Source organism: Mycobacterium palustre (assembly GCF_002101785.1).
In the GTDB taxonomy this organism is placed as follows: Bacteria; Actinomycetota; Actinomycetes; order Mycobacteriales; family Mycobacteriaceae; genus Mycobacterium; species Mycobacterium palustre.
Window position 1 is genome coordinate 115,124 of record NZ_LQPJ01000070.1, and the last position, 24,132, is coordinate 139,255.

The window sequence follows — 24,132 nt, forward strand, 5'->3', positions numbered from 1 at the left end:
GATGAAGAAAGCGCATTTCGCCGTCGTGATCGCCACCGCGAGCGCGCACTTCGCTTACCTGTTGTACCTGCCCAGCGGCGGCTTTTTGGCGTTGCGGTGGCCGCGCACCCTCTGGTTGCACCTGGCCTGCGTGGGTTGGGGGGTGGCCGTCGTCACGCTGCCGCTGCCGTGTCCGCTGACGTCGCTGGAAAATTGGGCGCGGGCGGGCGCCGGGCTGGGGCCGCTGCCGAGCACCGGATTCGTCGACCGCTACGTCGCGGGCGTCCTGTATCCCGCCGGCCGCACAAGGCTCGCGCAGGCCGTCGCCTTTTTCGCCGCGGCCGTGTCGTGGGCGGCCCTCGCGCGCAACCGGCGCGGCGCCCGACGCACGTGAGGCAGTCGTGCACCCGCCTGCGGTAGGTTCTGCGACACTGTCGTTTCTGATGAAGGATGCGGGTAGGTGAGCAAGCGCCGGGCACACGAGCCGTCGCCTGACCGGGCGGAGCTGGAAAGGCAGCTGTCGGCCGACATGCGGGCGATCACTGCGCAGTCCGATCGCGTCGGGCGCCACTTCGCCCGCGTGAACGATGTCAGCAGCAACGACTTCCACGCGCTGCTGCACATCATGGTGAGCGAAACCGCCGGACGGCCGCTGACGCTGGCCGAGCTGCGCCAGCGCATGGACGTGTCGGCCGCGGCGATCACCTATCTCGTCGACCGGATGATCGCGGCGGGCCACATCCGCCGCGAACCCGACCCGGAGGACCGCCGCAAGTGGCTGCTGCGCTACCAGGAAAGCGGTATGTCGTTGGCGCACGCGTTCTTTCGGCCGCTCGGCGCCCATCTCAGCGCGGCGATGGCCGACCTCAGCGACAAAGACCTGGTGGCCGCGCACCGGGTGTTCACCGCGATGATCGGCGCGATGGCGACGTTCGAGGATGAGCTGGTCACCCGGCCGCCGAGTCCGTCAGCGAACGCCGAGCCGGTGCAGTAAGCGCCGCTCGATCAGCTCGGCGCCGCGCGCCACACCGCCGGTCGCGGCGAACCCGGCGGCCACCCGCCGCGCTCCTTCGGCCATGGCCGTCGCCTCGCGCACCGCGGCGCGCAGCCGGGCCGCGGTCAGCCGGCGCGCCGGCAGCCGGGTGCCGCAGCGGGCCACCTCGACGCGGCGCGCGACTTCGGCCTGGTCGCGGGCGAAGGGCACCACACAGACCGGCACGCCACGGTTGAGCGCCTTGACGGTGGCGCCCATCCCGCCGTGGGTGACGGCGCAGATCGCGCGGTCGAGAACCGCGCCGTGGTCGGCGAACCGGCAGATCGTGGCGTTGGGCGACGAAGGCAGGCCTGGCGGCACGCCCGCGGGGAAGGTCGCGACGACATGAACCGGCTCACTGGCCAACGCCTGCAACGCGATTCGCCCAAGCCGCGCGTCACCCTGCGCGATCGACGACGTGCTGACCAGCACCGCGGGCCGGTCGATGGCGGGCCGCCGCGCCGGTTCGGCCGGGGCCGCCGGCGAAAAGTCGCACGCGCCGACGAAATGCACGGCGTCTCCCCAGTCGGGGTGGGGGTACTCAAACGGCTCACCCCCGACCGCCAGCAGCAGCGCGGCGCGGCGCATGAGCCCGTCGATCGACCCGACCGCGGGCACGCCCACCCGCCCGCGAACGGCGTTGAGCCGGGGCACCACCCGGCGATCGAAGAGGCAGCCCACGAGCGGGCGGACCGACGCATCGCGGACCCTTCCGGCGATTCCGGGCAGCGGCGGCAGCCCGGGGCCGAAGGGCGGCGCCGAACGAGAACGCAGGTAGGGCGTAAACGGCGAAAACACCAGCCAGGCAACGCCACTGGCCTCCGCGACCGACATGGCTCCCCAGCAGTTGGCGTCCACGATCAGCGCTTCGGGCCGCACCACCGCGATCGCGCGGCGCAGGTCGTCGACCTCGAAGACGGCGCGCCGGCACAGCACGTCGAGCGTCGGCTTGAGCGCCCCTAGCGCGTTGCGCGCCGGCCAACCCCCGTCCGAGATCGCCTCGATCCTGGGGTCCACGGGCGCGGCGGAAAACCCGGCCCCACGCATGGCGGCGACTTCGGCGGCCACGGTGCGCAGGTGGACCTCGTGTCCGCGCGCGTCCAGTTCGCGCAGCAGCGCGGCCAGCGGATACAGATGACCGAGGGCGGGCGACCCGTAGGCCAGGATCACGGCCATGTGTCGCCCCTAGATCGGCATCGCGCCGACATCGCGCAGGGCGGCCAAATCGGCCGCGCCGCAACCATGTAGGCAGATCCGGAGCTCGTCGATGAACCGCTGCAGCCAGTCCGTGACCGCGGCAGCGGACTCGATCGCGGCCCGCAGCAGCGGGCGGGCGACGGCCACCACGTCGGCGCCCAAGGCCAGCGCCTTGGCCGCGTCCATCCCGGTGCGTATGCCCCCGGAGGCCACCAGCGGGATATCGGGCAGCGCGGCCCGCACCTCCGCCAACGCTTGCGCGGTCGGTATACCCCAGTCGGCCAGGTCGGGGTAGCGCAGTTCGCCGTAGCGGACCAGTTGCTCCACGCGCGACCACGAGGTGCCGCCGGCGCCCGCCACGTCGATGGCCGCCACCGGCGGCTCACCGGTCAACCGCAGCAATTCGGCGACCGCCGCGGCGCCGATCCCGTGGCCGACCTCCTTCAGCAGCACCGGGTAGCCGAGCGCGTCGACCAGCTCGTGCAATCGGTCCAGCGATCCGGCGAAATCCGTGTCGCCGTTGCGCTGAACCGCCTCCTGCAGCGGATTGGTATGCACCGCAAGGGCATTCGCGCCAACCCGGTTGAGCGCACGGACGATGTCGGGCACCGCATCCTTGGTCAGCTGCGACAGGCCGATGTTGCCGAACAGCAGCACGTCGGGCGCCACGTCGCGAACGGCGAAGCTGGCGGCGGCCTGCTTTCCCCACGCGCTGTCGAGCATCACCCGCTGCGAGCCCAGCATCATCCCGATGCCGAGCCGTTGGGCGGCGGCGGCGAGGTTTCGGTTGATGGTGCCCGACAGCTCCGCCCCGCCGGTCATGGCCCCCACCAGAACCGGGGCGCGCAATCGCGCGCCGAGGAAACCGGCGCACAGGTCGACGTCGTCGAGGCTGGTCTGGGTCAGGGCGTTGTAGGGCAGGCGATAGCGCTCCAAGCCGGTCGTCAGGCCCCGATAGCCCACGTCGCCGTCGAGGCACACGTCGATGTGGCGGCGTTTGCGGGCTCTGAGCTCGCCGCGGTCGGCGGTCATGACACGTCGATGCGCCGGTCGCGGTTCAACAGCCAGATGTGGGTCGACAGCGCCAGGGCGAACGCGCACCAGGCTGGATAGAGCGCCAGCCAGGCCCCGGGCCTGCCGCGCACCGCGATGGCGCGCCGGGCCAGATCGGCGCTGCTCAGCGTCAGCGCGGCGTTCACCCCGACCGCCGCGCCCAACCGGCGACGATTGAAAAACACCCACGACCAGCCCGCGTTCAGCAGGAGGTTGACGATCAGCGCCGCCAGGTACGAGCGGGCCGCCGGCCGGTCGGCGTTGTGCCGCAACCGGTCCGCGGTGGCCGCGGACACGACCGCGATGTCGGCGTAGAGCGCCGGCCAGACGACCGGAAACACCGCGCGCGGCGGCTGATAGGGCGGCTTGCGCAGCCGCGCGTACCACGTCGATTGAACCGCCGGCCGGGTGGCCAGGCCGCCGACCGTGGACGCCGCCGCCACCGCGACGGTGGTCGCGCTCAATGTCGAGATCCGCATCAGTTTCGCTCTCCTTTGCGCCTTCCCGTCAGTGGTACCCGCGTCGGCGTCAATCACTCGGACTGCGTCGTGAAATCGGGGTAATCCGTCGACGAGCCCGGGTCGGCACCGGGTGTGGTTTGAGCGGCCAGCGGGAACTCGAACATACCGGGCTGGCGCCCATTTATTAACGAGATGAATATTTAAGAAACTGAAATTTCTGTCGGATTTAAGTCAAAGGACCGAATCGTGCCATCGATTTTGTGGTTTCGCCGCGACCTGCGGCTGGGCGATCACCCCGCCCTCGCCGCCGCGGCAGGCGACGGCGAGGTGTTGGCCTGCTTCGTGCTGGACCCGCGGCTGGAGGCAGCGTCGGGCCGACGCCGCCTGCAGTTCCTCGGCGACTCGCTGCGCCAACTGAACGACGACCTCGGCGGGCGGCTGCTGGTGACCCGCGGGCGCCCCGAAGCGCAGCTCCCGGGCATCGCCCGGGAAATCAGCGCCTCCTCGGTGCACGTGTCGGAAGACTTCGCGCCGTACGGAAGGCGCCGCGACGAACGGGTGCGCGCGGCGCTGCGCGAAGTTCCGTTGGTCGCGACCGGGTCGCCGTACCTGGTGTCCCCCGGCCGGGTGACCAAGGACGACGGCTCGCCCTACCAGGTGTTCACACCGTTTCTGCGCCGGTGGCGCGAGGCCGGCTGGCGGGCGCCGGCGCAAACCGGCGCGGGCTCGGCGCGCTGGATCGATCCGGCAAAATTATCGATCGAGCGGGCCGAGATCCCCGATCCCGGCGTCGCCCTCGACGTCGCGCCCGGCGAGCGGGCGGCGCTGCGGCAATGGAAGTCGTTCCAGCGCAACGGCTTAGCGAGCTACGCGGCGGATCGCGACAGGCCGGACGTGGCCGGCACCAGCCGCATGTCGGCGCACCTGAAGTTCGGGACCATCCATCCCCGCACCATGGTGGCCGGGCTTGACCTGGGCGGCGACGGGGTGCGGGCGTACCTGCGGGAGCTGGCGTTTCGCGACTTCTACGCCGACGTCCTGCATCACCGGCCGGATAGCGCCTGGCGCAACTGGAACGGCGGGTTCGACGCGATCGAGACGGACACCGGCGGCGAAGCCGAGGTCCGGTTCGAGGCATGGAAGGACGGGCGCACCGGGTTTCCGTTCGTCGACGCCGGGATGCGCCAGCTTCGCGAGACCGGATTCCTACCCAACCGGGTGCGGATGATCGTCGCGTCGTTTCTGGTCAAGGACCTGCACCTGCCCTGGCAGTGGGGCGCCGCATGGTTCCTCGACCAGCTCGTCGACGGCGACATGGCCAACAACCAACACAACTGGCAGTGGTGCGCGGGCTCGGGAACCGACGCCGCGCCGTACTTCCGGGTGTTCAACCCGACCACACAGGCCGAAAAGTTCGATCCCACAGGCGATTACGTCCGGCGTTGGGTTCCCGAGCTGCGCTCGGTCGACGACCCGCACCTGCGCAGGGGCAAGCGACCCCCCGGGTATCCGGGGCCGATCGTCGACCACGCCGCCGAACGCGCCGAGGCGCTGCGCCGCTACAGCAGCATCTGAGGCCGAAGCCGCCGACCCGCTTCGCCCGGCTCCGCCGCGCTCGCGATCGCGGCTAGTGCGATGACCGCGACCCGCTTCGCCCGGCTCCGCCGCGCTCGCGATCGCGGCTAGCGCGCCGCTTTTTTGCGTTCGATGTCGGCTAACGCCGCGGCCAGCTCGGCGCGCTGGGCGGCCGAACTTTCCCAGGACAGCTGCCGGTTCTTGACCACCTTGGCCGGCGCGCCGACCGCGATCGAATAGTCGGGGATGACGCCGCGGACCACCGCGTGCGAACCCAGCACACACCCGCGGCCGATGGACGTGCCGCGCAGCACCGACACCTTCACCCCCACCCAGGTGTCGGGCCCGATCCGCACCGGCGACTTGATGATGCCCTGGTCCTTGATCGGCATGGTGATGTCGTCCATGCGGTGGTCGAAATCGCAGATGTAGCACCAGTCGGCCATCAACACCGAATCGCCGAGCTCGATGTCGAGGTAGCAGTTGATCACGTTGTCGCGGCCGAGCACCACCTTGTCGCCGAAGCGCAGCGAGCCCTCGTGGGCGCGGATCGTGTTCTTGTCCCCGATGTGCACCCAGCGGCCGATCTCGAGCTCCGCCAATTCCGGTGTCGCGTGGATCTCCACGCCCTTGCCCAAAAACACCATGCCCCGGGTGATGATGTGCGGGTTGGCCAGCTTGAACTTCAGCAGCCGCCAGTAGCGCACCAGATACCACGGGGTGTAGGCGCGGTTGGCCAGCACCCACTTCAGCGAGGCCAGGGTGAGGAACTTGGCCTGGCGCGGGTCGCGCAGGTTCGACCCACGCCACCGGCGATGGAGCGGGGCCCCCCACATGGTCGTCATGGCCGAAAAGCCTAACGGAGGGGCCACAGGTTACCCTCACCTGTACTCGATCCCTGCCGACGCCCAACGCCCCGCGGAAGGACTTGGAAACCCGAGGTGCTTGCCCGACATCTCCCTCGTGGGCTCCGGCGTTGGCCGTCCGCGGTGGTCGCGGGCGCGCTCGCGGCCGGGCTCGGCGGATGCGGCAACACCGACTCGTGGGTCGACGCGTCGGCCGCCCGGGGCTGGTCCGCGCAATACGCCGACGCCGCCAACAGCGGCTACACCGCGACCGCGGGCGCCGCCAAGCTGTCTTTGCGGTGGACGCGCTCGGTCAAGGGCAGCCTGGCGGCCGGCCCGGCGGTGAGCGCGCGCGGCTACCTCGCCCTGAACGCGCAGACCCCCACCGGCTGCTCGCTGATGGAGTGGGAGAACGACAACCGCGGCCGGCAGCGCTGGTGCGTCCGGCTGTTCCAGGGCGGCGGGTTCGCCGGCCCCCTGTTCGACGGCTTCGACAACGTTTACGTCGGTCAACCGGGCGCCTTTTTGTCGTTTCCGGTCACGCAGTGGACGCGGTGGCGCAAGCCGGTGATCGGGATGCCCGCCACCCCCCGATTCCTCGGGCACGGCCAGCTGCTCGTCGTCACCCACCTGGGTCAGGTGCTGGTCTTCGACTCCCACCGCGGCGAGGTGGTCGGCAGCGCCCTGGACCTGGTGGACGGCGTGGACCCCACGGACGCGACGCGCGGGCTGGCCGATTGCGCGCCGGCCCGCCCGGGCTGCCCGGTCGCCGCGGCGCCGGCGTTCTCGGCGGCCACCGCGACCGCGGTGGTGGGCCTCTGGCAGCCCGGCGCCCCGGCCGCGGGCCTGGTCGCGCTGAAATACCACCCGGGCCAGACGCCGCTGCTGTCCCGGGAATGGACCAGCGACGCCGTCGGCGCCGGCGTCATCGCCAGCCCGGTGTTGTCCGCCGACGGGTCGACCGTTTACGTCAACGGCCGCGACCAGCGCCTGTGGGCGCTGAGGGCCGCCGACGGGAAGGTGAAATGGTCGGCGCCGCTGGGCTTCTTGGCGCAGACGCCGCCCGCGGTCACCCCGCAGGGGTTGATCGTCTCGGGCGGCGGACCCGACACCCGGCTGGCGGCGTTCCGGGACGCCGGTGACCACGCCGACGCGGTGTGGCGACGCGACGACGTCACGCCGCTGTCGTCGTCGAGCCTGGCCGGCGGCGGTGTCGGCTACACCGTGGCCGCCGGCCCGCCGGCCGACGGCGCGCCCGGGATGTCGGTGCTGGCCTTCGACCCGTCCAACGGCCACACCCTGGGCAGTTATCCGCTGCCGGCGGCCACCGGCTACCCCGTCGGGGTGTCGGTGGGCACCGACCGTCGGCTGGTGGCCGCCACCAGCGACGGCCAGGTCTACGGCTTGGCGCCGGCCTGATCGCGCGACGGAACGGCAGTCGACGCCCCGGGGTCATCGCAGGCGACAGCGGCCGAACGGTGTGCGAGAAGTTTGGCGCTTTGTGCCCTAGACCGCCAGGGGCGGGATCGCGTTGCGGGGCACCTGCGCCTGCAGGGGCCCCGCGAGCGCCGGCAGTATCTCGCCCGGGGCGAAGTAGAAGATCAGCTGGTCGTCGGTGATCGCGAAGTTCTGATAGTGCGACGGGTCGTGCCCGGTCGAGGGCAAGATGGCCACGCCCAAAGGATTCTGGCGCTCCAGGTCACGTTGCACGATCGGGAAGATGGCATCCAGCGGCGTGGTGTTGGGCGCAAAGAGGTTGTCGAAGGCGATGGGCCGCTTGGCCCCGAGGTTGTAGTTGAACGCCTTGTACCAGGTGGACGGGTGCGCGCCGCCCAGGTCCTGGAAGAACTTCAGCACCACACTGCGGGTGTCGTGGGGCGGCTGGCCCGCGGTGTGCTGCTCGGTGGTGGCGACCATCTGGTAGGGCTGGTCGCGGGCGCCGGAGGTCTGCGCGACGTTGACGAACCCGTCGCGGTTCTGGGTGATGTAGTCGGTCAGCGCCTGCTCGTCGGGATAGTCGGCGGGAAACGTCAGGTTGAGCGCGTAGCCGGCGCCGGTGGTCTGGATGTGACACAGCTGCCCCGCCTCGGCGGCGCCGCCCAGCTCGGCGCACGTCGGCGGCACCGCCGCGGCGGGCCAGCCCGGCACCATGGCGGCGGCCAGCACCGCAACCGCCATCAGATAACGCATCGTGAGAATCGTCCTTGTCGACCGAATCGGCTGCGCGCCTGCAAGTGACGGCGACCAGCGTACCCGCGCGCTATCGCGAGGCACGGCACACGAACGCCGTCGGGCGACCGGCGGCCCCGGCGCCGAGGCGGGCGATGACCACCGTCAGGGCCCGGCCGCCGCGCGGCCGCAGCCGGCGCCGCAGCGCGTCCGGGTCGACGCGGACCCCGCGGACCAGGATCTCGAGGGCCCCGCAGTCCAGCGCCGACAGGGCCCGGCGCAGCCGGCGTTCGTCCAACGGCGACTGCTCGAGCACCTCGAAGCCACGCACCCCGTCCGGCAGCCGGTCCCCCGACAGGTAGGCGATGTCGGGGTCGAGCTGCCACAACCCGTGGCGCGCGCCGTAGTGGCGCACCAAGCCGGCCCGGACCACGGCGCCGTCGGGGTCGACGATCCAGCGCCCGGCGGGCCGCACCGGGCAGTCGTCGGGGTCGGCGTCGGTGATCTCCTCGCCGCGATCCAGCACGGTGGCCCGCCGGCCGACGCCCGGCCGCGACAGCCCCGCTGACCACAGGCACGCTTCGCGGACCGAGCCGCGATACGACGTCACCTCGATCTCACCGTCGAAGCCGATCCGCCGGACGCGGTCGAAATCGATTCCGGGGGCGCACTTTACGACGAGGTCACGGCCGCGGTAGGCCTCAAACAGCTGGCCGAGCCCGGGCCGGTGATCCTCGAGCCGCAGGCGCCGCCGTCCCGCACCGCGGCGGGCCGGGTCGACCAGCACCGCCGCGGCGCGGGTCACCGGGCGCAGCGCGTCGGCGCGGCACAGGCCCGCGCTCTCGCCCAGGTTGTGGCGCGCCATCGCCAGCCGGACCGGGTCGATGTCGCTGCCCACCGCCGGCATCCCCGCGGCGCGCAGCGCGGCCACCTCGGTGCCGATCGAGCAGGTCGCGTCGTGCACCGGACCGCCCGTGGCGCCGGCGAGCCGGCGCGCCCGGTGCAGGGCCACCGGCGCCGCGGTGGCCTGCTGCAGCGCCTCGTCGGTGAACAGCCAGCCCGAGACGTCACCCAGCTCGCCCAGCTTCGCGGCGGCGCGGCGGCGCAACAGCGTGGTCTCCACCAGGATCGGCGCCGACTCGCCGAACCGGTCGCGCACCGCCGCGACGTCGGCGATGCGGGTCGCCTCGGTCAGCTCCAGCTCGGCCACCGCCGCCAGCGCCGCGGCGCCCGCCTGGGACCGCAGGTAGCGAACGTCGTCGATGCCGAAGCGCGGCCCCCCAGAATCGGGGCTCAGGACGGTTTGACCCCGGTGACCATCACGTTGTAAAACCAGCCCTTCGGGGCCACGCGCCGCCACAGGTTGGCGTCCACCCAGCTCAGGGCCTTCCAGCCGTTGAAGGCGAACTTCGCCCAGCCCCAGCCCAGCCGGCCGGGCGGCACCGACGCCTCGAACGTGCGGACCGGCCACCCGAACATCGCGGCGGTGAACTCCTCGCTGGCGGTGCGGACCTCGACCGCGCCGGCGTTGCGGGCCATCCGCTCCAGGTCGGCCGGGGTGAAGGTGTGCAGGTCGACGATGGCCTCCAGCGCCGCGACGCGCGAGGACTCGTCGAGCTCGGCCTGCGGGCGCCGCCAGCCGCGCAGGCCGGGCAGCTTGGTGACGTTGGTGGCGACGCGCCAGGTCAGCGTGGACAGCTGGCGCGCGTAGACGTCCCCGACGCTGGTCGGCTCGCCGGCGAAGACGAACCGGCCGCCGGGGCGCAGCACGCGGATCACCTCGCGCAGCGACAGCTCGACGTCGGGGATGTGATGCAGCACGGCGTGCCCGACCACCAGGTCAAAGGTGTCGTCGTCGTACGGGATGCCCTCGGCGTCGGCGACCCGGCCGTCGATGTCCAGGCCCAGCGACCGCCCGTTGCGGGTGGCCACCTTGACCATGCCGGGCGACAGGTCGGTCACCGACCCGCGCCGGGCGACCCCGGACTGGATCAGGTTGAGCAGGAAAAACCCCGTGCCGCAGCCCAATTCGAGGGCCCGGTCGTAGGGCAACTCCCTGATCACCTCGGCGGGCACGATGGCGTCGAAGCGGCCCCGGGCATACTCGACGCAGCGCTGGTCGTAGGAGATCGACCACTTTTCGTCGTAGGTCTCGGCCTCCCAGTCGTGGTAGAGCACCTGCGCGAGCTTGGTGTCGTGCCGCGCGGCCTCCACCTGCTCGGCGGTGGCGCGGGCCTTAGGTGCGGCGTCGCCGGAAGTCTCGGTACTCGTGGTCATGCAGGGCAGCCTAACGGCCGCCCGGTTGCGGGTCGAAAACGGCGTTGATGCCGGCCTTGGCGGCGGCCAGCGCGTGCCGCGGGCCGTCGAGGAAGCGGCGCGCCCACGCCGCGGCGGCGTCGTACACGTCGTCGGGGGCCACCATCTCGTCGATCACGCCGAGCGCCAGGGCCTCCTCGGCGTCGACGAACCGGCCGCTGAACACCAGCTCCTTGGCCTTGCTCGGCCCGGCGGCCCGGGTCAGGCGGGCCATCCCGCCGCCCCCGGGAACCATGCCGGCCAAAATCTCGGTCGCCCCGAACTTGGCGTTGTCGCCGCTGACCCGCCAGTCGGCGGCCAGGGCCAGCGTCAGGCCTGCGCCCAGGGCGTACCCGGTGATCGCGGCCACGGTCGGCTTCGGGATGGCCGCGACGGCGTCGACGGCCTCGCGGCGCACCCGGGCCGCCACGTCGGCCTCACCGGGAGTCAGCGTCCGCAGCTCGGGCATGTCGTCGCCGGCGGAAAAGATCTCGTGGCCGCCGAACAGGATCACCGCGGCGACGTCGTCGCGGCGCGCCAATTCGCCGGCGGCGTCGGCGATCTCGCGGTAGACCTGCCGGGTCATCGCGTTGGTCGGCGGCCGCGACAGCAGCATCATGGCCAGCCCGGCGTCCTGCGAGCCGTCGCTGACCACCACGCTGACGAACTCCCTCAATGCCGCCACCCCATGCCGCCGGACTTGCGCGCCTGGTGGTAGCGGTCGGAGTCGAAGAACTCGAACACCCAGTTGTCGCCCTGGATCTCCAGACATGGCCGCACGGTGACGATCTGGCGCTCGACGGCCAGCACCTCGGCCACGCTGTGACCGGCCAGCGAGTCCAGCTGCGTCCAGGTCGGCGGCAGCAAAAAGGTGCGCCCGGCCGCGAAGTCGTCGATGGCGGCCCGCGGCGTCGTCCAGCCGGCGCGGTCGGACTCGGTGTTCTCCCCGTCGGCCCGCTGGCCCTCGGGCAGGGCGCCCACAAAGAAATAGGTGTCGTAGCGGCGGGTGCGCTCGGCCTCGGGGGTGACCCAGTTGGCCCACGGCCGCAGCAGGTCGGACCGCAATTCCAGGTTTTCGCGGCGCAGGAAGTCGGCGAAGGACAGTGTGCCGGAGGCGAGCTCGCCGCGCGAGTCACGGTAGACCGAGGCGTCGCCGACGATGCTGTCGGGGTCGTCGGCCGGCCCGGCGAACAGCACCCCCGACTCTTCGAAGGTCTCGCGGGCGGCGGCGCACACCAGCGCCTCGGCCAGGTCGGCTTCGATGCCGAACCGCCGCGCCCACCAGGCCGGGCGCGGCCCGGCCCACGCCCCCAGCCTCTCCAAGTGGGCGTCGCGGTCGCGGTCGTCGACGCCGCCGCCGGGAAAGACCATGGTTCCCGCGGCGAACTCCATGCGCGAGTGGCGGCGCATCAAAAACACGGCCAGGCCGTCTTGCGAACCGGGCTCGGCCTCGCGGATCAGCATCACGGTCGCGGCCGGGCGCGGAACCAGGGGCGGCGGATCCTGCGATGACGTCACGAGGGCCTCCTGTGGGCGGCGCGGGTGCGGACCCGGCGGGCGAAGTAGCGCCCGTCGGCGACGTCGAGGGCGATCCGCTGGCCGAACGCGGCGGACAAGTTCTCGGCGGTCAGCACGTCGGGCAGCAACCCGGCGGCGACCACCCGGCCCTCCGACAGCAGCATGCAGTGGCTGAAGCCGGGCGGGACCTCCTCGACGTGGTGGGTCACCAGCACCAGCGCGGGCGCGTCGGGGTCGGCGGCCAGGTCGGCGAGCCGGGCCACCAACTCCTCCCGGCCCCCCAGGTCCAGGCCGGCGGCGGGCTCGTCGAGCAGCAGCAGTTCCGGGTCGGTCATCAGCGCGCGGGCGATCAGCACCCGTTTGCGCTCGCCTTCCGACAGCGTCCCGTAGGTGCGGTCGGCGAGGTGCTCGGCGCCGAGGCTTTCCAGCATGTCGATGGCGCGGCGGTAGTCGACGTCCTCGTAGCGTTCCCGCCACCGGCCCAGCACCGCATAACCGGCCGACACCACCAGGTCGCGCACCAACTCGTCGCCGGGCACCCGCTGCGCCAGCGCCGACGAGCTCAGCCCGATCCGCGCGCGCAACTCCGACACGTCCACGCGGCCCAGCCGCTCGCCGAGGATGAACGCGACGCCCGTCGACGGGTGTTCGGCCGCGGCGGCGATGCGCAGCAACGATGTCTTGCCGGCGCCGTTGGGGCCGACGATCACCCACCGCTCGTCGAGCTCGACGGCCCAATCCAACGGCCCGACCAGCGTGCGTCCACCGCGCCGCAGCGACACGTCGCGGAAGTCGATCAGCAGGTCGGGGTCGGCCGGCTCGCTTCCGTTCTCAGGCACCCGACCATCGTGCCGTACTCCCTGCGCCACTAGTCCGGCGGTATCTCCACGCGGCGCAGCTGCCCGTCGACGGCATCGGCGGCCTCGATCTCGCCGCGGGTGACGCCCAGCAGGAACAGCACCGTGTCCAAATACGGGTGGCTCAGCGACGCGTCGGCCACCTCGCGCAGCGCCGGCTTGGCGTTGAACGCCACCCCCAGCCCGGCCGCGGCCAGCATGTCGATGTCGTTGGCGCCGTCGCCGACGGCGACGGTCTGCGCCATCGGCACCCCGGCCTGCTCCGCGAAGTCGCGCAATGCCTGCGCCTTGCCTGCCCGGTCGATGATCGGGCCGACGACGCGGCCGGTGAGTTCGCCGTCGACGATCTCGAGATCGTTGGCGGCGACGAAATCCAGCATCAGCTCCTCGGCCAGCGGTTCGATGATCCGCCGGAACCCGCCCGAGACGACGCCGCAGTGAAAACCCAAGCGGCGCAACGTGCGTAGCGTGGTCCGGGCGCCGGGCATCAGTTCCAGCTGGTCGGCGACCTCGTCGATCACGGTGGCGGGCAGGCCCGCCAGCGTGGCCACCCGCTGCTCGAGCGACTCCGCGAAATCCAGCTCCCCGCGCATCGCGGCCTCGGTGATGGCGGCGACCGCCCCCTGGGCGCCGGCCCGCGCCGCCAGCATCTCGATGACCTCGCCCTGGACCAGCGTCGAGTCGACGTCGAACACGATCAGCCGCTTGGCGCGGCGTTCCAGGCTGTAGTCCTCGACCGCCACGTCGACGCCCTCTTCGGCGGCGACCCGGGTCAGCGCCGTCCGCAACGGGCCGTCGGCCCCCGGCGGCACCGAGACGCGCAGCTCCAGGCCGATCACCGGATAGTCCGACACGCCGCGGATGAGATCGATGTTGACGCCCAGCGCGGCCACCTCACGGGCCACCGCGCCGAACGCCCGGGCCGTAATCGGCCGCCCCAGAACGAAAATGGTGTGGGTGGACGGTTCGCGGATGATCGGAACGTCGTCGCTGCGCTCGATGCTGACGTCCAAACCCTTTGCGCGGATGGCGCTTTCGACGTCGCCGCGCAGCGACGCGCCGTCGGCGACCTCCGGCGGGCAGCACAGCAGCACGCCCAGCGTCAGGCGGCCCCGGATCACCACCTGTTCGACGTTGAGCAGCTCGACTCCGTGGCGCGACAGCACCTCGAAGAGCGCCGACGTCACGCCTGGCTGATCCACGCCGGTGACGGTGATCAGCACCGACACCTTGAGTGGCGCGTTCACCCGAGATTGCCGCCGCTACTGCTCACTGGTCGAGCGGTCGGGTTCGGTGCGGGGCCCGAACCCCTTCGGGGACTCACCGGCCGTGGCGTGGCGACCCACATGCGCCTCGGCGCGCATCCGTTCCACCATGTGCGGGTAGTGCAGCTCGAATGCCGGCCGCTCCGAACGGATCCGGGGCAACTCGGTGAAGTTGTGCCGCGGCGGCGGGCAGCTGGTCGCCCACTCCAGCGAGTTGCCGTAACCCCACGGGTCGTCGACGGTCACGACCTCGCCGTACCGCCAGCTCTTGAAGACGTTCCAGACGAACGGGAACATCGACGCGCCCAGGATAAAGGCACCGATCGTCGAGACGATGTTGTAGGGCTGGAAGCCGTCGGTCGGCAGGTAGTCGGCGTAGCGGCGCGGCATGCCCATGTTGCCCAGCCAGTGCTGCACCAGGAAGGTGGTGTGAAAACCGATGAACGTCAACCAGAAGTGCAGCTTGCCCAATCTCTCGTCGAGCAGCCGGCCCGTCATCTTCGGAAACCAGAAGTAGATGCCGGCGAACGTGGAGAACACGATCGTGCCGAACAGCACGTAGTGGAAGTGCGCGACGACGAAGTAGGTGTCGGTCACGTGGAAGTCCAGCGGCGGGCTTGCCAGCAGCACGCCGGTCAGGCCGCCCAGCAGGAAGGTGACCATGAAGCCGGCCGAGAACAGCATCGGCGTCTCAAAGGTCAACTGCCCCTTCCACATCGTGCCGATCCAGTTGAAAAACTTGATCCCCGTCGGCACCGCGATCAGGTACGTCATGAACGAGAAGAACGGCAGCAGAACGGCTCCCGTGGCGAACATGTGGTGCGCCCACACCGCGACCGACAGCGCGGCGATCGACAGCGTCGCGTAGACCAGCGTGGTGTAGCCGAAGATCGGCTTGCGGGCGAACACCGGGATCACCTCGGTGACGATGCCGAAGAACGGCAGCGCGATGATGTACACCTCGGGGTGGCCGAAGAACCAGAACAGGTGCTGCCACAACAGGACGCCGCCGTTGGCGGCGTCGTAGACGTGGGCGCCCAGGTGCCGGTCGGCGGCCAGGCCGAACAGGGCCGCGGTCAGCAGCGGGAAGACGATCAGCACCAGGATCGACGTCACCAGGATGTTCCAGGTGAAGATCGGCATCCGGAACATCGTCATGCCGGGCGCGCGCATGCAGACCACGGTGGTGATCATGTTCACCGCGCCCAGGATCGTTCCCAGACCGGCGACGATCAGGCCCATGATCCACAGGTCACCGCCGGGGCCGGGCGAGTGGATCGCGTCGGTCAGCGGGGTGTAGGCGGTCCAGCCGAAGTCCGCGGCCCCGCCCGGGGTGATGAAGCCCGCCGCGCCGATCGTGGCGCCGAACACGAACAACCAGAACGAGAACGCGTTCAGCCGCGGGAAGGCGACGTCGGGGGCGCCGATCTGCAGCGGCAGCACCAGGTTGGCGAACCCGAACACGATCGGGGTCGCGTAGAACAGCAGCATGATCGTGCCGTGCATCGTGAACAGCTGATTGAACTGCTCGTTCGACAGGAACTGCAGCCCCGGCGCCGCCAGCTCGGTGCGCATCAGCAGCGCCAGCAGCCCGCCCAGGAAGAAGAAGATGAAGCAGGCGACGCAGTACATGATGCCGATCATCTTGTGATCGGTGGTGGTGATCAGCTTGTAGACGAGGTTGCCTTTGGGACCGGTCCGGGCCGGGTAGGGACGGACGGCCTCGAGTTCTCCCAGCGGCGGGGCTTCGGCTGTCAACAGCTCCTCCAAACATCGTCGGACAGGGGCCCGAACCCAGTAATGACTCGAATCTTAGCCTCCGCAGAACTCGCCGTCAGTGGCAGTCCTACAAACTGTCGTAAGTGGCTTCGAAGGCGCCGGATGTTAGCGTCGAGCGCGTGCTGGGCAGGCGATCGATCGTGGCCGCGACCGCCGTCGCCGCGGCGGTAATCGCAGCCTGCGCCGGTTGCGGCTCGCACAACGCGGGCACCGCGTCGTCGACCCGGTCGCTGGTCACGCCGACCACCCAAATCGCCGGGGCCGGGGTGCTGGGCAACGACCGCAAGCCCGACGAGTCGTGCGCGCGGGACGCCGCCGCCCCCGATCCCGGACCGCCGACCCGGCCGGCCCGCAACGCGGCCGGGGTCACGCCCGAAACGGCCCAGGTGCCGGCCGAGCCGCGCCGCATCGTGGTGCTCTCCGGCGACCAACTCGACGCGCTGTGCGCGCTGGGCCTGCAATCGCGGGTGGTCGGCGCCGCCCTGCCGGACGGAGCGGTGAGCCAGCCCGCCTACCTGGGCGGCGCGGTGCGCGGCGTGCCCGGCGTCGGCAGCCGCAGCAACCCGGACGTGGGCGCCATCGCCGCGGCCCGCCCCGACCTGATTCTGGGATCGGTCGGGTTGACGCCCCAGCTTTATCCGCGGCTGGCCGCGATCGCCCCGACCGTGTTCACCGGGCCGCCCGGTGCGGCGTGGCAGGACAACCTGCGCGGCGTCGGGGCGGCCACGGCGCGAAGCGGCGCGGTGGACGCGCTGCTCGGCGGCTTCGCGCAGCGGGCCACCCGCATCGGCGGCGCCCACGACGCGTCGCACTTCCAGGCCTCGATCGTGCAGCTGACCACCACCACCATCCGGGTCTACGGGGCCAACAATTTCCCCGCCAGCGTGCTCGGCGCGGTCGGCGTGGACCGGCCGGCCGCCCAGCGGTTCACCGACAAGCCCTATATCGAGATCGGCGCCACCGACGCCGATCTCACCAAGAACCCCGACCTGGCCGCCGCCGACGCCGACGTGGTGTACGTCTCGTGTGCGACCCCGGCCGCCGCCGAGCGCGCCGCGACCGTCCTGGACAGCGGCCCGTGGCGCAAGCTCTCCGCCAATCGCGACAACCGCGTCTACGTCGTCAACGACGAGATATGGCAAACCGGGCAGGGCCTGATCGCCGCCCGCGGCATCGTCGACGACCTGCGCCTGGTCAACGCCCCGATAAACTAGCCGTCGGGGGGGCCAACCCCGCAAGTGGCCCGAAAACATTACCTTAGCTAAACTTTCTGACGACGCATCGAGACTAAAGAGGGATATTCATGAGAACAGTTTCGGCGTACGCCGCCACTTCGCCGACGGCACCACTGACCAAGACCACCATCGACCGTCGCGACCCCGGCCCGCGCGACGTCGCGATCGACATCAAGTTCGCCGGAATCTGCCACTCCGACATCCACACGGCCAAAGCCGAATGGGGCACACCGAATTACCCCGTGGTCGTGGGGCACGAGATCGCCGGCGTCGTGACCGAAGTGGGCCCCGAAGTCACCAAGTACAAGGTGGGCGACCACGTCGGTGTGGGCTGCATGGTCAACTCCTGCGGCGAATGCAGCAGCTGCAAGGCCGGGCTCGAGCAGTACTGCAAGCCGGGCGCGATCTTCACCTACAACGCCATCGACAAGGACGGCACGCCGACGCAGGGCGGCTACAGCCAGGCGATCGTAGTCGACGAGAACTTCGTCCTGCGCATCCCCGACTCGCTGCCGCTGGACAAGGCGGCGCCGCTGCTGTGCGCCGGCATCACGCTGTTCTCCCCGCTGCGGCACTGGAACGCCGGGCCGGGCACGCGGCTGGCGATCATCGGCCTGGGCGGCCTGGGGCACATGGGCGTGAAGCTGGGCGCCGCGATGGGCGCCGAGGTGAGCGTGCTGTCCCAATCGCTGAAGAAGATGGAGGACGGGTTGCGGCTCGGCGCCAGCAATTACTACGCGACGTCAGACCCGGACACCTTCCGCAAGCTGCGCGGCAGCTTCGACCTGATGCTCAACACCGTCTCGGCGAACCTCAAGCTCGACGACTACCTCAACCTGCTCGACGTCGACGGCACCCTCGTCGAGCTGGGCATCCCGGAGCACCCCATGGAGACGCACGCGTTCGCGTTGGCCCTGATGCGGCGCAGCCTGTCCGGGTCCAACATCGGCGGGATCGCCGAGACGCAGGAGATGCTGGACTTCTGCGCCGAGCACGGCGTGACGCCCGAGATCGAGCTGATCGAGCCGGACTACATCAACGAGGCCTACGAGCGGGTGCTCGCCAGCGACGTGCGCTACCGGTTCGTGATCGACATCTCCAAGATGTAGCGGCTCAGGCCGATTCGGAGGCCGCTGCTTCGCCGTTGGCGGGCGCCGCGGCGATGCCGGCCAGCGGCCAGCCGGCGGCGGCCAGCCTGGCGGCCACCCGCGCGATGTTCTCGGGACCGGCGTCGTGGTGGGTCACGCCGGAGATGAAGTCCTCGATCACGTCCCGGCCGATCTCCTCGCCCGGCGGGACCTCCTCGTCGATCTCGTCGACGACCTCCTTGATCTGCTCCTCGGTCAACGGGGTGCTGCGCAGCAGCTCGAGCAGCGGGACCCGGTCGGGACCGGGGACGCCGTCGGGGTAGCCGCACTGCAGCCACCGGATAACTGAACGGAAAAAAGCGGCCGTAGAAGATTGTGTTATCGACACGCCAATTAGTGTCACGGGTGCCCGGCCGGCGGCGCCACCGTAGCGCCCGGGCGCCCCGACAATTCATGCGCCGTTCACGATCCGATCAGAAGACGGGCCTACCCCACCCGCTCGGCCCTCATGTCCATGTCGATGGTGCCCTGGCAGGCCCCGCTCGAGATGTCGGTGTGCATGGTGCCGGCAAGCGATCCGTCGGGCTGGGGCGTGTAGCGCACGTCGGCGTGGGCCGGATTCCACTGGATCGTGGTGTCGGGCATCATGCAGTCCCACTGGAAATCGCTGTGCTGCACCCACGACGACCCGTCCCAGGTGAACTGGACCGGTTGCGGCACCGTGGGGTTGCTCGGCGGCGGACCGCTGACGATCGTGGCGACGCACTTTCCGCTGCTACAGCTCGAGCGGAACCCGTAGGTGTCGGTGTGCTGCACCTCGGGGTCGCCGACGGCCATGCTGGTCCCCGATTTGGGGCCGACCATGAACGTGATCGCGTACTGGCCGTTCCACGACGCGGCGTCGGCGCAGGCGCTCGGGGCAAGCCACAGGGCGATCGCGAGCGGCGCGGCGCACAGGCCGGCCAGGCCGCTCGCACTGCGTGGGACCATGGTCACTCCTTCGGGTCCCCGTACCCCGCCCCTATAGTGTGATGCCTTCCCGCCGCCCGACAAGCGCGCACCTCGGAAGTCCCGGTCCTCGTCCTCGTTGACGACGGTCTTGCTCAGCCGCTGTTCTCTTCACGCAGGGCTTGCATCGCCAGGTTGTTGATCAACTGCCGGCCGGCAGCGGTGCGTAGCTGAGGCAGCATCGCGGGGACGACACCTGCGGCGGTGAGCGCGAGGCGCACCAGGCCGCCGGGCGTCGTGGCGGCGTCGCGGAGCACCTCATACTCGGCGCCGGGATCCCCCGCATGCTGCGCCATGGACATCCGGGCCACGAGCCGGTTGTCGCGGTCGAGACCGGTCTCGGCGTCGGTAGCCGCCAAAAACAGGGTTTCGCCGATTTCCGCGACTTCGTCGGGGTCGCAGAGCTGAGCCACCAGTTGCCACAGGATCGACACGGTGGCGCGGATCAGCTGTGGCAGCCGGCCGGCCGGGATGACCTCGTCGTCGACGATGACGCGCATGCCCGCTTCGTCGCCGCGCTCGCCGTGCTGGATGAGCGCCAATGCGCGACGGAAGTCTGCCGCACCCACGCTGTCGTCGGTGCTCATCACACACCGAGGGTCCCGAAGGCGACCGCGGCTTTAAAAGTCCCAGTCCTCGTCCTCGGTGACGACGGCCTTGCCGATGACGTACGACGAGCCCGACCCGGAGAAGAAGTCGTGGTTCTCGTCGGCGTTGGGCGACAGCGCCGACAGGATCGCCGGGTTGACGTCGGTCTCGTCGCGCGGGAACAGCGCCTCGTAGCCGAGGTTCATCAGCGCCTTGTTGGCGTTGTAGCGCAGGAACTTCTTGACGTCCTCGGTCAGCCCGACCTCGTCGTAGAGGTCCTGGGTGTACTCCACCTCGTTGTCGTAGAGCTCGAAGAGCAGCTCGTAGGTGTAGTCCTTGAGCTCGGCGCGCTTGGCGTCGTCGACCAGCGCCAGGCCGCGCTGGAACTTGTAGCCGATGTAGTAGCCGTGCACGGCCTCGTCGCGGATGATCAGCCGGATCATGTCGGCGGTGTTGGTCAGCTTGGCCCGGCTCGACCAGTACATCGGCAGGTAGAACCCGGAGTAGAAGAGGAAGCTTTCCAGCAGCGTCGAGGCCACCTTGCGCTTGAGCGGCTCGTCGCCGCGGTAGTACTCCATGACGATCTCGGCCTTGCGCTGCAGGTTGACGTTCTCCTCCGACCAGCGGAAGGCGTCGTCGATCTCGGCGGTCGAGCACAACGTGGAGAAGATCGAGCTGTAGCTCTTGGCGTGCACCGACTCCATGAACGCGATGTTGGTGTAGACGGCCTCCTCGTGCGGGGTCAGCGCGTCGGGGATCAGGCTGACCGCCCCGACGGTGCCCTGGATGGTGTCCAGCAACGTCAGCCCGGTGAACACCCGCATCGTCAGCTGCTTCTCGCTGGCGGTCAGCGTTCCCCACGACGGGAGGTCGTTGGACACGGGCACCTTTTCCGGCAGCCAAAAGTTGCCGGTCAGCCGGTCCCAGACCTCGGCGTCCTTGTCGTCTTGCACCCGGTTCCAGTTGATCGCCGAAACGCGGTCAATCAGCTTCATTTTTTCGGTCACCGGAACCCCACTTCGCCAGAAGTTTTGCCTGCAATCTTCAGAGCTCAAACACTACCCCTGGGGTACGACAAGCCGGCGCAACACAAGAAGTTGTGTGGCGCCGTGTCGCGCGCCGCGGGATTCGCCGAGCCCGTACCTCACTGCGAAGGGGCGGAGCCCTTCGCCCTGGGCAACAACGAGATCAGCGTGTCGACGAGTTCCTCGGCGTCGGTGTGCCACTTGTCCAGATCGAGGTGGCCGCTGAAATCCAAACCGTCGGGAACCGACGATGCGACCCACGATGCCCAGGAACAGATCCTGCGTGCGTTCGGCCGCCCGCATCGCCGCGGTCGGGTCACCCGCCGGCGGGGTGAACATCAACCGGTACAGGTGGGGCCGGGTGCGGCCGAGGGCGATCAGCGACAGCAGCCCCGACCGCCGCGACCGGCGTGCGGATCAGCCGCCTGGTCTCCGACAAAGTCCTGGACCGCATCGTGCGCCTGAACCTTCGGACTTTTGCGAAAGCTCGGCGAAAAGCTCAGCCCCCGACGGCCGCCGCGCGACCGTCGGCGCGTGAGCGGGCGCCCACGCCGAAGAACCGATACTCCTCGGGCTTGACCGACCGGGTCGCCCGCCAGTACTCCCAGGTGTAGCCGCCCCACAACACGGTGTTCTTGCCGTGCTCGTCGAGATACCAGCTGCTGCAGCCGCCGCTGTTCCACACCGAGTGCGAAAGCCGTTGCTGCAGTTCGTCGTTGAAGCGGTCCTGGGCGGCGCGCGTCGGCGCCAGCGCCTGGGCGCCCCGCTTGTCGCAGAGCTTGATCGCGTCGGCGACGTAGTGGATCTGGGATTCGATCATGAACACCACGGAGTTGTGCCCCAGCCCGGTGTTGGGTCCCAGCAGGAAAAACAGGTTGGGCACGTCGGCGACGGTGATCCCGCGGTGGGCGCCGATGCCCTCGCGGTTCCAGCGGTCCACCAGGTCCTCGCCGTGCAGCCCCTTGATCTGGACGTAGGTGTAGGAGTCGGTGACGTGGAAGCCGGTGCCGTAGACGATCACGTCGACCGGGCGTTCGGTGCCGTCGGCGGTGACGATGCCGTCGCGGGTGATGCGGGCGATGTGGTCGGTGATCAGCTCGGTCCTGGGGTCGGCGACCGCGCCGTAGTAGGTGGAGGAGTTCAGGATGCGCTTGCAGCCGATGCGGTAGCTGGGGGTCAGCTTGCGGCGCAGCTCGCGGTCCTTGACCGAGCGGCGGATGTTGTACTTGGCGTACGCCTCGATGAACTTCAGCGCGTTCGGCCGCTTGGTCATGCCGTACGCCAAAGCCTCTTGGGCCCAATAGATTCCGAGGCGAACCAGCGCCCGCAACCCGGGAACGGTCGCCATCGCCTGCCGCAGGGCCGGGGGGAAGTCGGGGTTGGAGCGCGGCACCACCCACGGCGGGGTGCGCTGGTAGAGCTGAAGCTGGGCGACCCGGCCGACGATCTCCGGGACGATCTGGATCGCGCTGGCGCCGGTGCCGATCACGGCCACCCGCTTGCCGGTGAGGTCCACGCTGTGGTCCCACTCCGCGGAATGGAAGGCGGGTCCGGCGAATTCGTCGCGACCCTCGAAGTCGGGGATGGACGGGATGTGCAGGGCGCCGGCCCCCGAGATCAGAAACTGGCCGACGTATTCGCGTCCGTCACTGGTGAAGACGTGCCAGCGGTATTCGTCCTCGTCCCAGTGGCCGCGGTCGACCAGCGAATTGAACTCGATGTAGCGGCGCAGCCCGTATTTCTCGGTGACGCCCCGCAGGTAGTCCCAGATCTCGGGCTGGTAGGAGAACGGGTTCTTCCAGTCCGGCTTGGGCTCGAACGAGAACGAGTACAGGTGCGACGGGATGTCACACGCGCAGCCGGGATAGCTGTTGTCCCGCCAGGTGCCGCCGACGTCGTCGGCCTTCTCCAGGATGATGAAGTCCACGCCCCGCTTTTGCAGCTCGATGGCCATGCCCAGCCCGGAAAACCCGGTCCCGATGATGATGGCGCGGGTGCGCACCGGCTCCCGCGCCGACGCTGCCGGCTCGGCTTGTGTCACGGTCACGGTCGCGGTCGATCGGTCTTTCTGCTAGCTCCCGCAAATACCCAGTACCCAGGGTATCGGACGCGGCGGATGTTATCGATGGCCCGGCGATGTCAACGCCGCGCCGCTCAGCCGACGGCGGAGTTGATGGGCACGACGCTGTGGATCGGCTGGTCGGGGTCCATGGCCAAGCCGAGCGCCTCGGCGGTGCCGACGATGACGCCCATCATGATCGTCGTCAGGTGCGCGACGAATTGCTCGCGCGGCATGCGCCGGGGGCTGTCCGGGTCGGGCCCCAGCCACCACTCGGTGGCCGACGCGGCCGAGCCGAACGCCGCATTGCCGGCCAGTTCGAAGGCCGCGTGGTCGAGCTCCATCTCGCGCAGCTCGTTGTCGAACATGTTGGCCATGGCCAGCGTGATCCCGCGGCCCTCTTCCAGGATCTGGGGACTCGCCGCGGTGCGGCCCTGGATGAAGACCCGCAGGACGTTGGGGTGCCGGTCGACCAGGCTGACGTACTCCTCGACGCTGCGCCGGACGATCTCGCGCGCCGAGTCGGTCTTCAGGTCGATGGACGGAAAGATCGCCGCCCACAGCATGTCGCGCAGGCGTTCCCCGATCGCCTGGAACAGGTCGGACTTGTCCTGAAAGTGCCGGTAGATCTTCGGCTTGGCGGTGCCGGCCTCCTCGGCGATCTCCCGCACGCTCAGCTCGGGCCCCAGCCGGTCGATGGCGCGGAACGCCGCGTCGACGATCTCGCCGCGCACCTTTTTGCGGTGTTCGCGCCAGCGTTCGCTGCGCGCGTCGACCTTCACCCCCGGCGTGACGCCGGGGTGGGGCCGCGTAGGCCGAGGTATTCGCACCACATCAAGCACCATACCCCGTGGTGGCCGCTGACCTGGGCGAACCACATTCGGCGACCGGGTCGGTTGATGAGAGGACGGGATATGAGATTCGCAGCTCCAGCGGTACATGTGGATCACCGCGTAGCTACATCGATATTCCAGGTGCCATTCGACGCGACTGGGTGCGCACACCGCTTTTGCGGCCCAGCTCGCGGAGATCTCGTCGCGCCAAGCAACTAACTTGCGTCCGGCGCCACGAAGCGTGCGGCGGTTAAAAAGGGGGAAATTCGT

General features: G+C 70.1%; 23 protein-coding genes and 1 pseudogene. 6 read left to right on the plus strand and 18 right to left on the minus strand.

The window, feature by feature from the left end; translation table 11 throughout:
- Position 1: 1 nt before the first annotated feature.
- A complete protein-coding gene (locus AWC19_RS06805) occupies positions 2–373 on the plus strand; it encodes a DUF2784 domain-containing protein (RefSeq protein ID WP_085077301.1) in 372 nt (123 codons plus the stop codon).
- Between the two features lie 66 nt (positions 374–439).
- The gene (locus AWC19_RS06810; RefSeq protein ID WP_085077302.1) at positions 440–973 is read left to right on the plus strand and encodes a MarR family winged helix-turn-helix transcriptional regulator; all 534 of its coding nucleotides are present in this window, start codon (positions 440–442) and stop codon (positions 971–973) included.
- Here the strand turns inward: AWC19_RS06810 and AWC19_RS06815 are convergent.
- The 3 genes from AWC19_RS06815 to AWC19_RS06825 are packed head-to-tail and all read right to left on the minus strand — an operon-like array spanning position 947 to position 3,741.
- Positions 947–2,188 carry a glycosyltransferase gene (locus AWC19_RS06815; RefSeq protein WP_085077303.1) on the minus strand — a complete coding sequence of 414 codons (1,242 nt, stop codon included), beginning with the start codon at positions 2,186–2,188 and terminating at the stop codon, positions 947–949. The two genes, AWC19_RS06810 and AWC19_RS06815, sit on opposite strands and share 27 nt — an antisense overlap.
- A gap of 9 nt (positions 2,189–2,197) precedes the next feature.
- Complete coding sequence (fni, locus tag AWC19_RS06820; RefSeq protein WP_085077304.1) at positions 2,198–3,241, minus strand: type 2 isopentenyl-diphosphate Delta-isomerase; 1,044 nt, start codon at positions 3,239–3,241, stop codon at positions 2,198–2,200.
- Positions 3,238–3,741, minus strand: a complete 504-nt coding sequence (locus AWC19_RS06825; RefSeq protein ID WP_085077305.1) for a TspO/MBR family protein — start codon at positions 3,739–3,741, stop codon at positions 3,238–3,240. The genes fni and AWC19_RS06825 overlap by 4 nt, the downstream gene beginning before the upstream one ends.
- A gap of 228 nt (positions 3,742–3,969) precedes the next feature.
- On the opposite strand from AWC19_RS06825, the gene AWC19_RS06830 reads away from it, so the two are divergent.
- Positions 3,970–5,298 (plus strand): cryptochrome/photolyase family protein, encoded by a 1,329-nt coding sequence (locus tag AWC19_RS06830; RefSeq protein WP_085077306.1) that lies wholly within the window; start codon positions 3,970–3,972, stop codon positions 5,296–5,298.
- 107 nt (positions 5,299–5,405) lie between these two features.
- Here AWC19_RS06830 and AWC19_RS06835 read toward each other — a convergent pair whose 3' ends face one another.
- Entirely contained in the window at positions 5,406–6,143 is a 738-nt protein-coding gene (locus tag AWC19_RS06835) for an acyltransferase (protein ID WP_085077307.1), read from the minus strand.
- Between the two features lie 144 nt (positions 6,144–6,287).
- On the opposite strand from AWC19_RS06835, the gene AWC19_RS06840 reads away from it, so the two are divergent.
- Positions 6,288–7,562 (plus strand): outer membrane protein assembly factor BamB family protein, encoded by a 1,275-nt coding sequence (locus AWC19_RS06840; protein ID WP_245848779.1) that lies wholly within the window; start codon positions 6,288–6,290, stop codon positions 7,560–7,562.
- An 87-nt stretch (positions 7,563–7,649) separates the two neighbouring features.
- Here the strand turns inward: AWC19_RS06840 and AWC19_RS06845 are convergent, their stop codons facing one another.
- From AWC19_RS06845 to ctaD, 8 genes and pseudogenes are all read right to left on the minus strand, one after another.
- On the minus strand, positions 7,650–8,333 hold the full coding sequence (locus AWC19_RS06845) for an esterase (RefSeq protein ID WP_085077309.1): 684 nt from the start codon (positions 8,331–8,333) through the stop codon (positions 7,650–7,652).
- Between the two features lie 70 nt (positions 8,334–8,403).
- Positions 8,404–9,609, minus strand: a complete 1,206-nt coding sequence (locus AWC19_RS06850) for a class I SAM-dependent methyltransferase (RefSeq protein WP_245848793.1) — start codon at positions 9,607–9,609, stop codon at positions 8,404–8,406.
- Positions 9,606–10,589, minus strand: a complete 984-nt coding sequence (locus AWC19_RS06855) for a class I SAM-dependent methyltransferase (protein WP_085077310.1) — start codon at positions 10,587–10,589, stop codon at positions 9,606–9,608. The genes AWC19_RS06850 and AWC19_RS06855 overlap by 4 nt, the downstream gene beginning before the upstream one ends.
- Before the next feature lie 13 nt (positions 10,590–10,602).
- Positions 10,603–11,283, minus strand: a pseudogene (locus AWC19_RS06860) (enoyl-CoA hydratase); the annotation flags it as partial.
- Entirely contained in the window at positions 11,280–12,071 is a 792-nt protein-coding gene (locus AWC19_RS06865) for an NUDIX hydrolase (protein ID WP_085077367.1), read from the minus strand. The pseudogene AWC19_RS06860 and the gene AWC19_RS06865, both read right to left, overlap by 4 nt.
- A 50-nt stretch (positions 12,072–12,121) precedes the next feature.
- The gene (locus AWC19_RS06870; RefSeq protein WP_142281031.1) at positions 12,122–12,994 is read right to left on the minus strand and encodes an ABC transporter ATP-binding protein; all 873 of its coding nucleotides are present in this window, start codon (positions 12,992–12,994) and stop codon (positions 12,122–12,124) included.
- The gene (gene serB, locus AWC19_RS06875; RefSeq protein WP_085077313.1) at positions 12,994–14,229 is read right to left on the minus strand and encodes a phosphoserine phosphatase SerB; all 1,236 of its coding nucleotides are present in this window, start codon (positions 14,227–14,229) and stop codon (positions 12,994–12,996) included. The genes AWC19_RS06870 and serB overlap by 1 nt, the downstream gene beginning before the upstream one ends.
- A gap of 15 nt (positions 14,230–14,244) precedes the next feature.
- The gene (gene ctaD, locus AWC19_RS06880; protein ID WP_085077368.1) at positions 14,245–16,005 is read right to left on the minus strand and encodes an aa3-type cytochrome oxidase subunit I; all 1,761 of its coding nucleotides are present in this window, start codon (positions 16,003–16,005) and stop codon (positions 14,245–14,247) included.
- A gap of 158 nt (positions 16,006–16,163) precedes the next feature.
- On the opposite strand from ctaD, the gene AWC19_RS06885 reads away from it, so the two are divergent.
- Together AWC19_RS06885 and AWC19_RS06890 are read left to right on the plus strand one after the other, a co-directional pair.
- Positions 16,164–17,240 carry an iron-siderophore ABC transporter substrate-binding protein gene (locus tag AWC19_RS06885; protein WP_425436883.1) on the plus strand — a complete coding sequence of 359 codons (1,077 nt, stop codon included), beginning with the start codon at positions 16,164–16,166 and terminating at the stop codon, positions 17,238–17,240.
- 89 nt (positions 17,241–17,329) lie between these two features.
- The gene (locus AWC19_RS06890; RefSeq protein WP_085077315.1) at positions 17,330–18,370 is read left to right on the plus strand and encodes an NAD(P)-dependent alcohol dehydrogenase; all 1,041 of its coding nucleotides are present in this window, start codon (positions 17,330–17,332) and stop codon (positions 18,368–18,370) included.
- Positions 18,371–18,374: 4 nt separating this feature from the next.
- Here AWC19_RS06890 and AWC19_RS06895 read toward each other — a convergent pair whose 3' ends face one another.
- The 6 genes from AWC19_RS06895 to AWC19_RS06920 form a co-directional block, all read right to left on the minus strand.
- A complete protein-coding gene (locus AWC19_RS06895) occupies positions 18,375–18,731 on the minus strand; it encodes a DUF3349 domain-containing protein (RefSeq protein WP_085077369.1) in 357 nt (118 codons plus the stop codon).
- A 104-nt stretch (positions 18,732–18,835) separates the two neighbouring features.
- A complete protein-coding gene (locus tag AWC19_RS06900; RefSeq protein WP_085077316.1) occupies positions 18,836–19,339 on the minus strand; it encodes an Rv2253 family sensor-like surface protein in 504 nt (167 codons plus the stop codon).
- Positions 19,340–19,452: 113 nt separating this feature from the next.
- Positions 19,453–19,944 (minus strand): hypothetical protein, encoded by a 492-nt coding sequence (locus AWC19_RS06905; protein WP_085077317.1) that lies wholly within the window; start codon positions 19,942–19,944, stop codon positions 19,453–19,455.
- Positions 19,945–19,977: 33 nt separating this feature from the next.
- Positions 19,978–20,952, minus strand: a complete 975-nt coding sequence (nrdF, locus tag AWC19_RS06910; protein WP_142281032.1) for a class 1b ribonucleoside-diphosphate reductase subunit beta — start codon at positions 20,950–20,952, stop codon at positions 19,978–19,980.
- A 517-nt stretch (positions 20,953–21,469) separates the two neighbouring features.
- Positions 21,470–23,017 (minus strand): flavin-containing monooxygenase, encoded by a 1,548-nt coding sequence (locus AWC19_RS06915; RefSeq protein ID WP_085077318.1) that lies wholly within the window; start codon positions 23,015–23,017, stop codon positions 21,470–21,472.
- Positions 23,018–23,124: 107 nt separating this feature from the next.
- Positions 23,125–23,862 (minus strand): TetR/AcrR family transcriptional regulator, encoded by a 738-nt coding sequence (locus tag AWC19_RS06920; RefSeq protein ID WP_142281033.1) that lies wholly within the window; start codon positions 23,860–23,862, stop codon positions 23,125–23,127.
- Positions 23,863–24,132 lie beyond the last annotated feature (270 nt).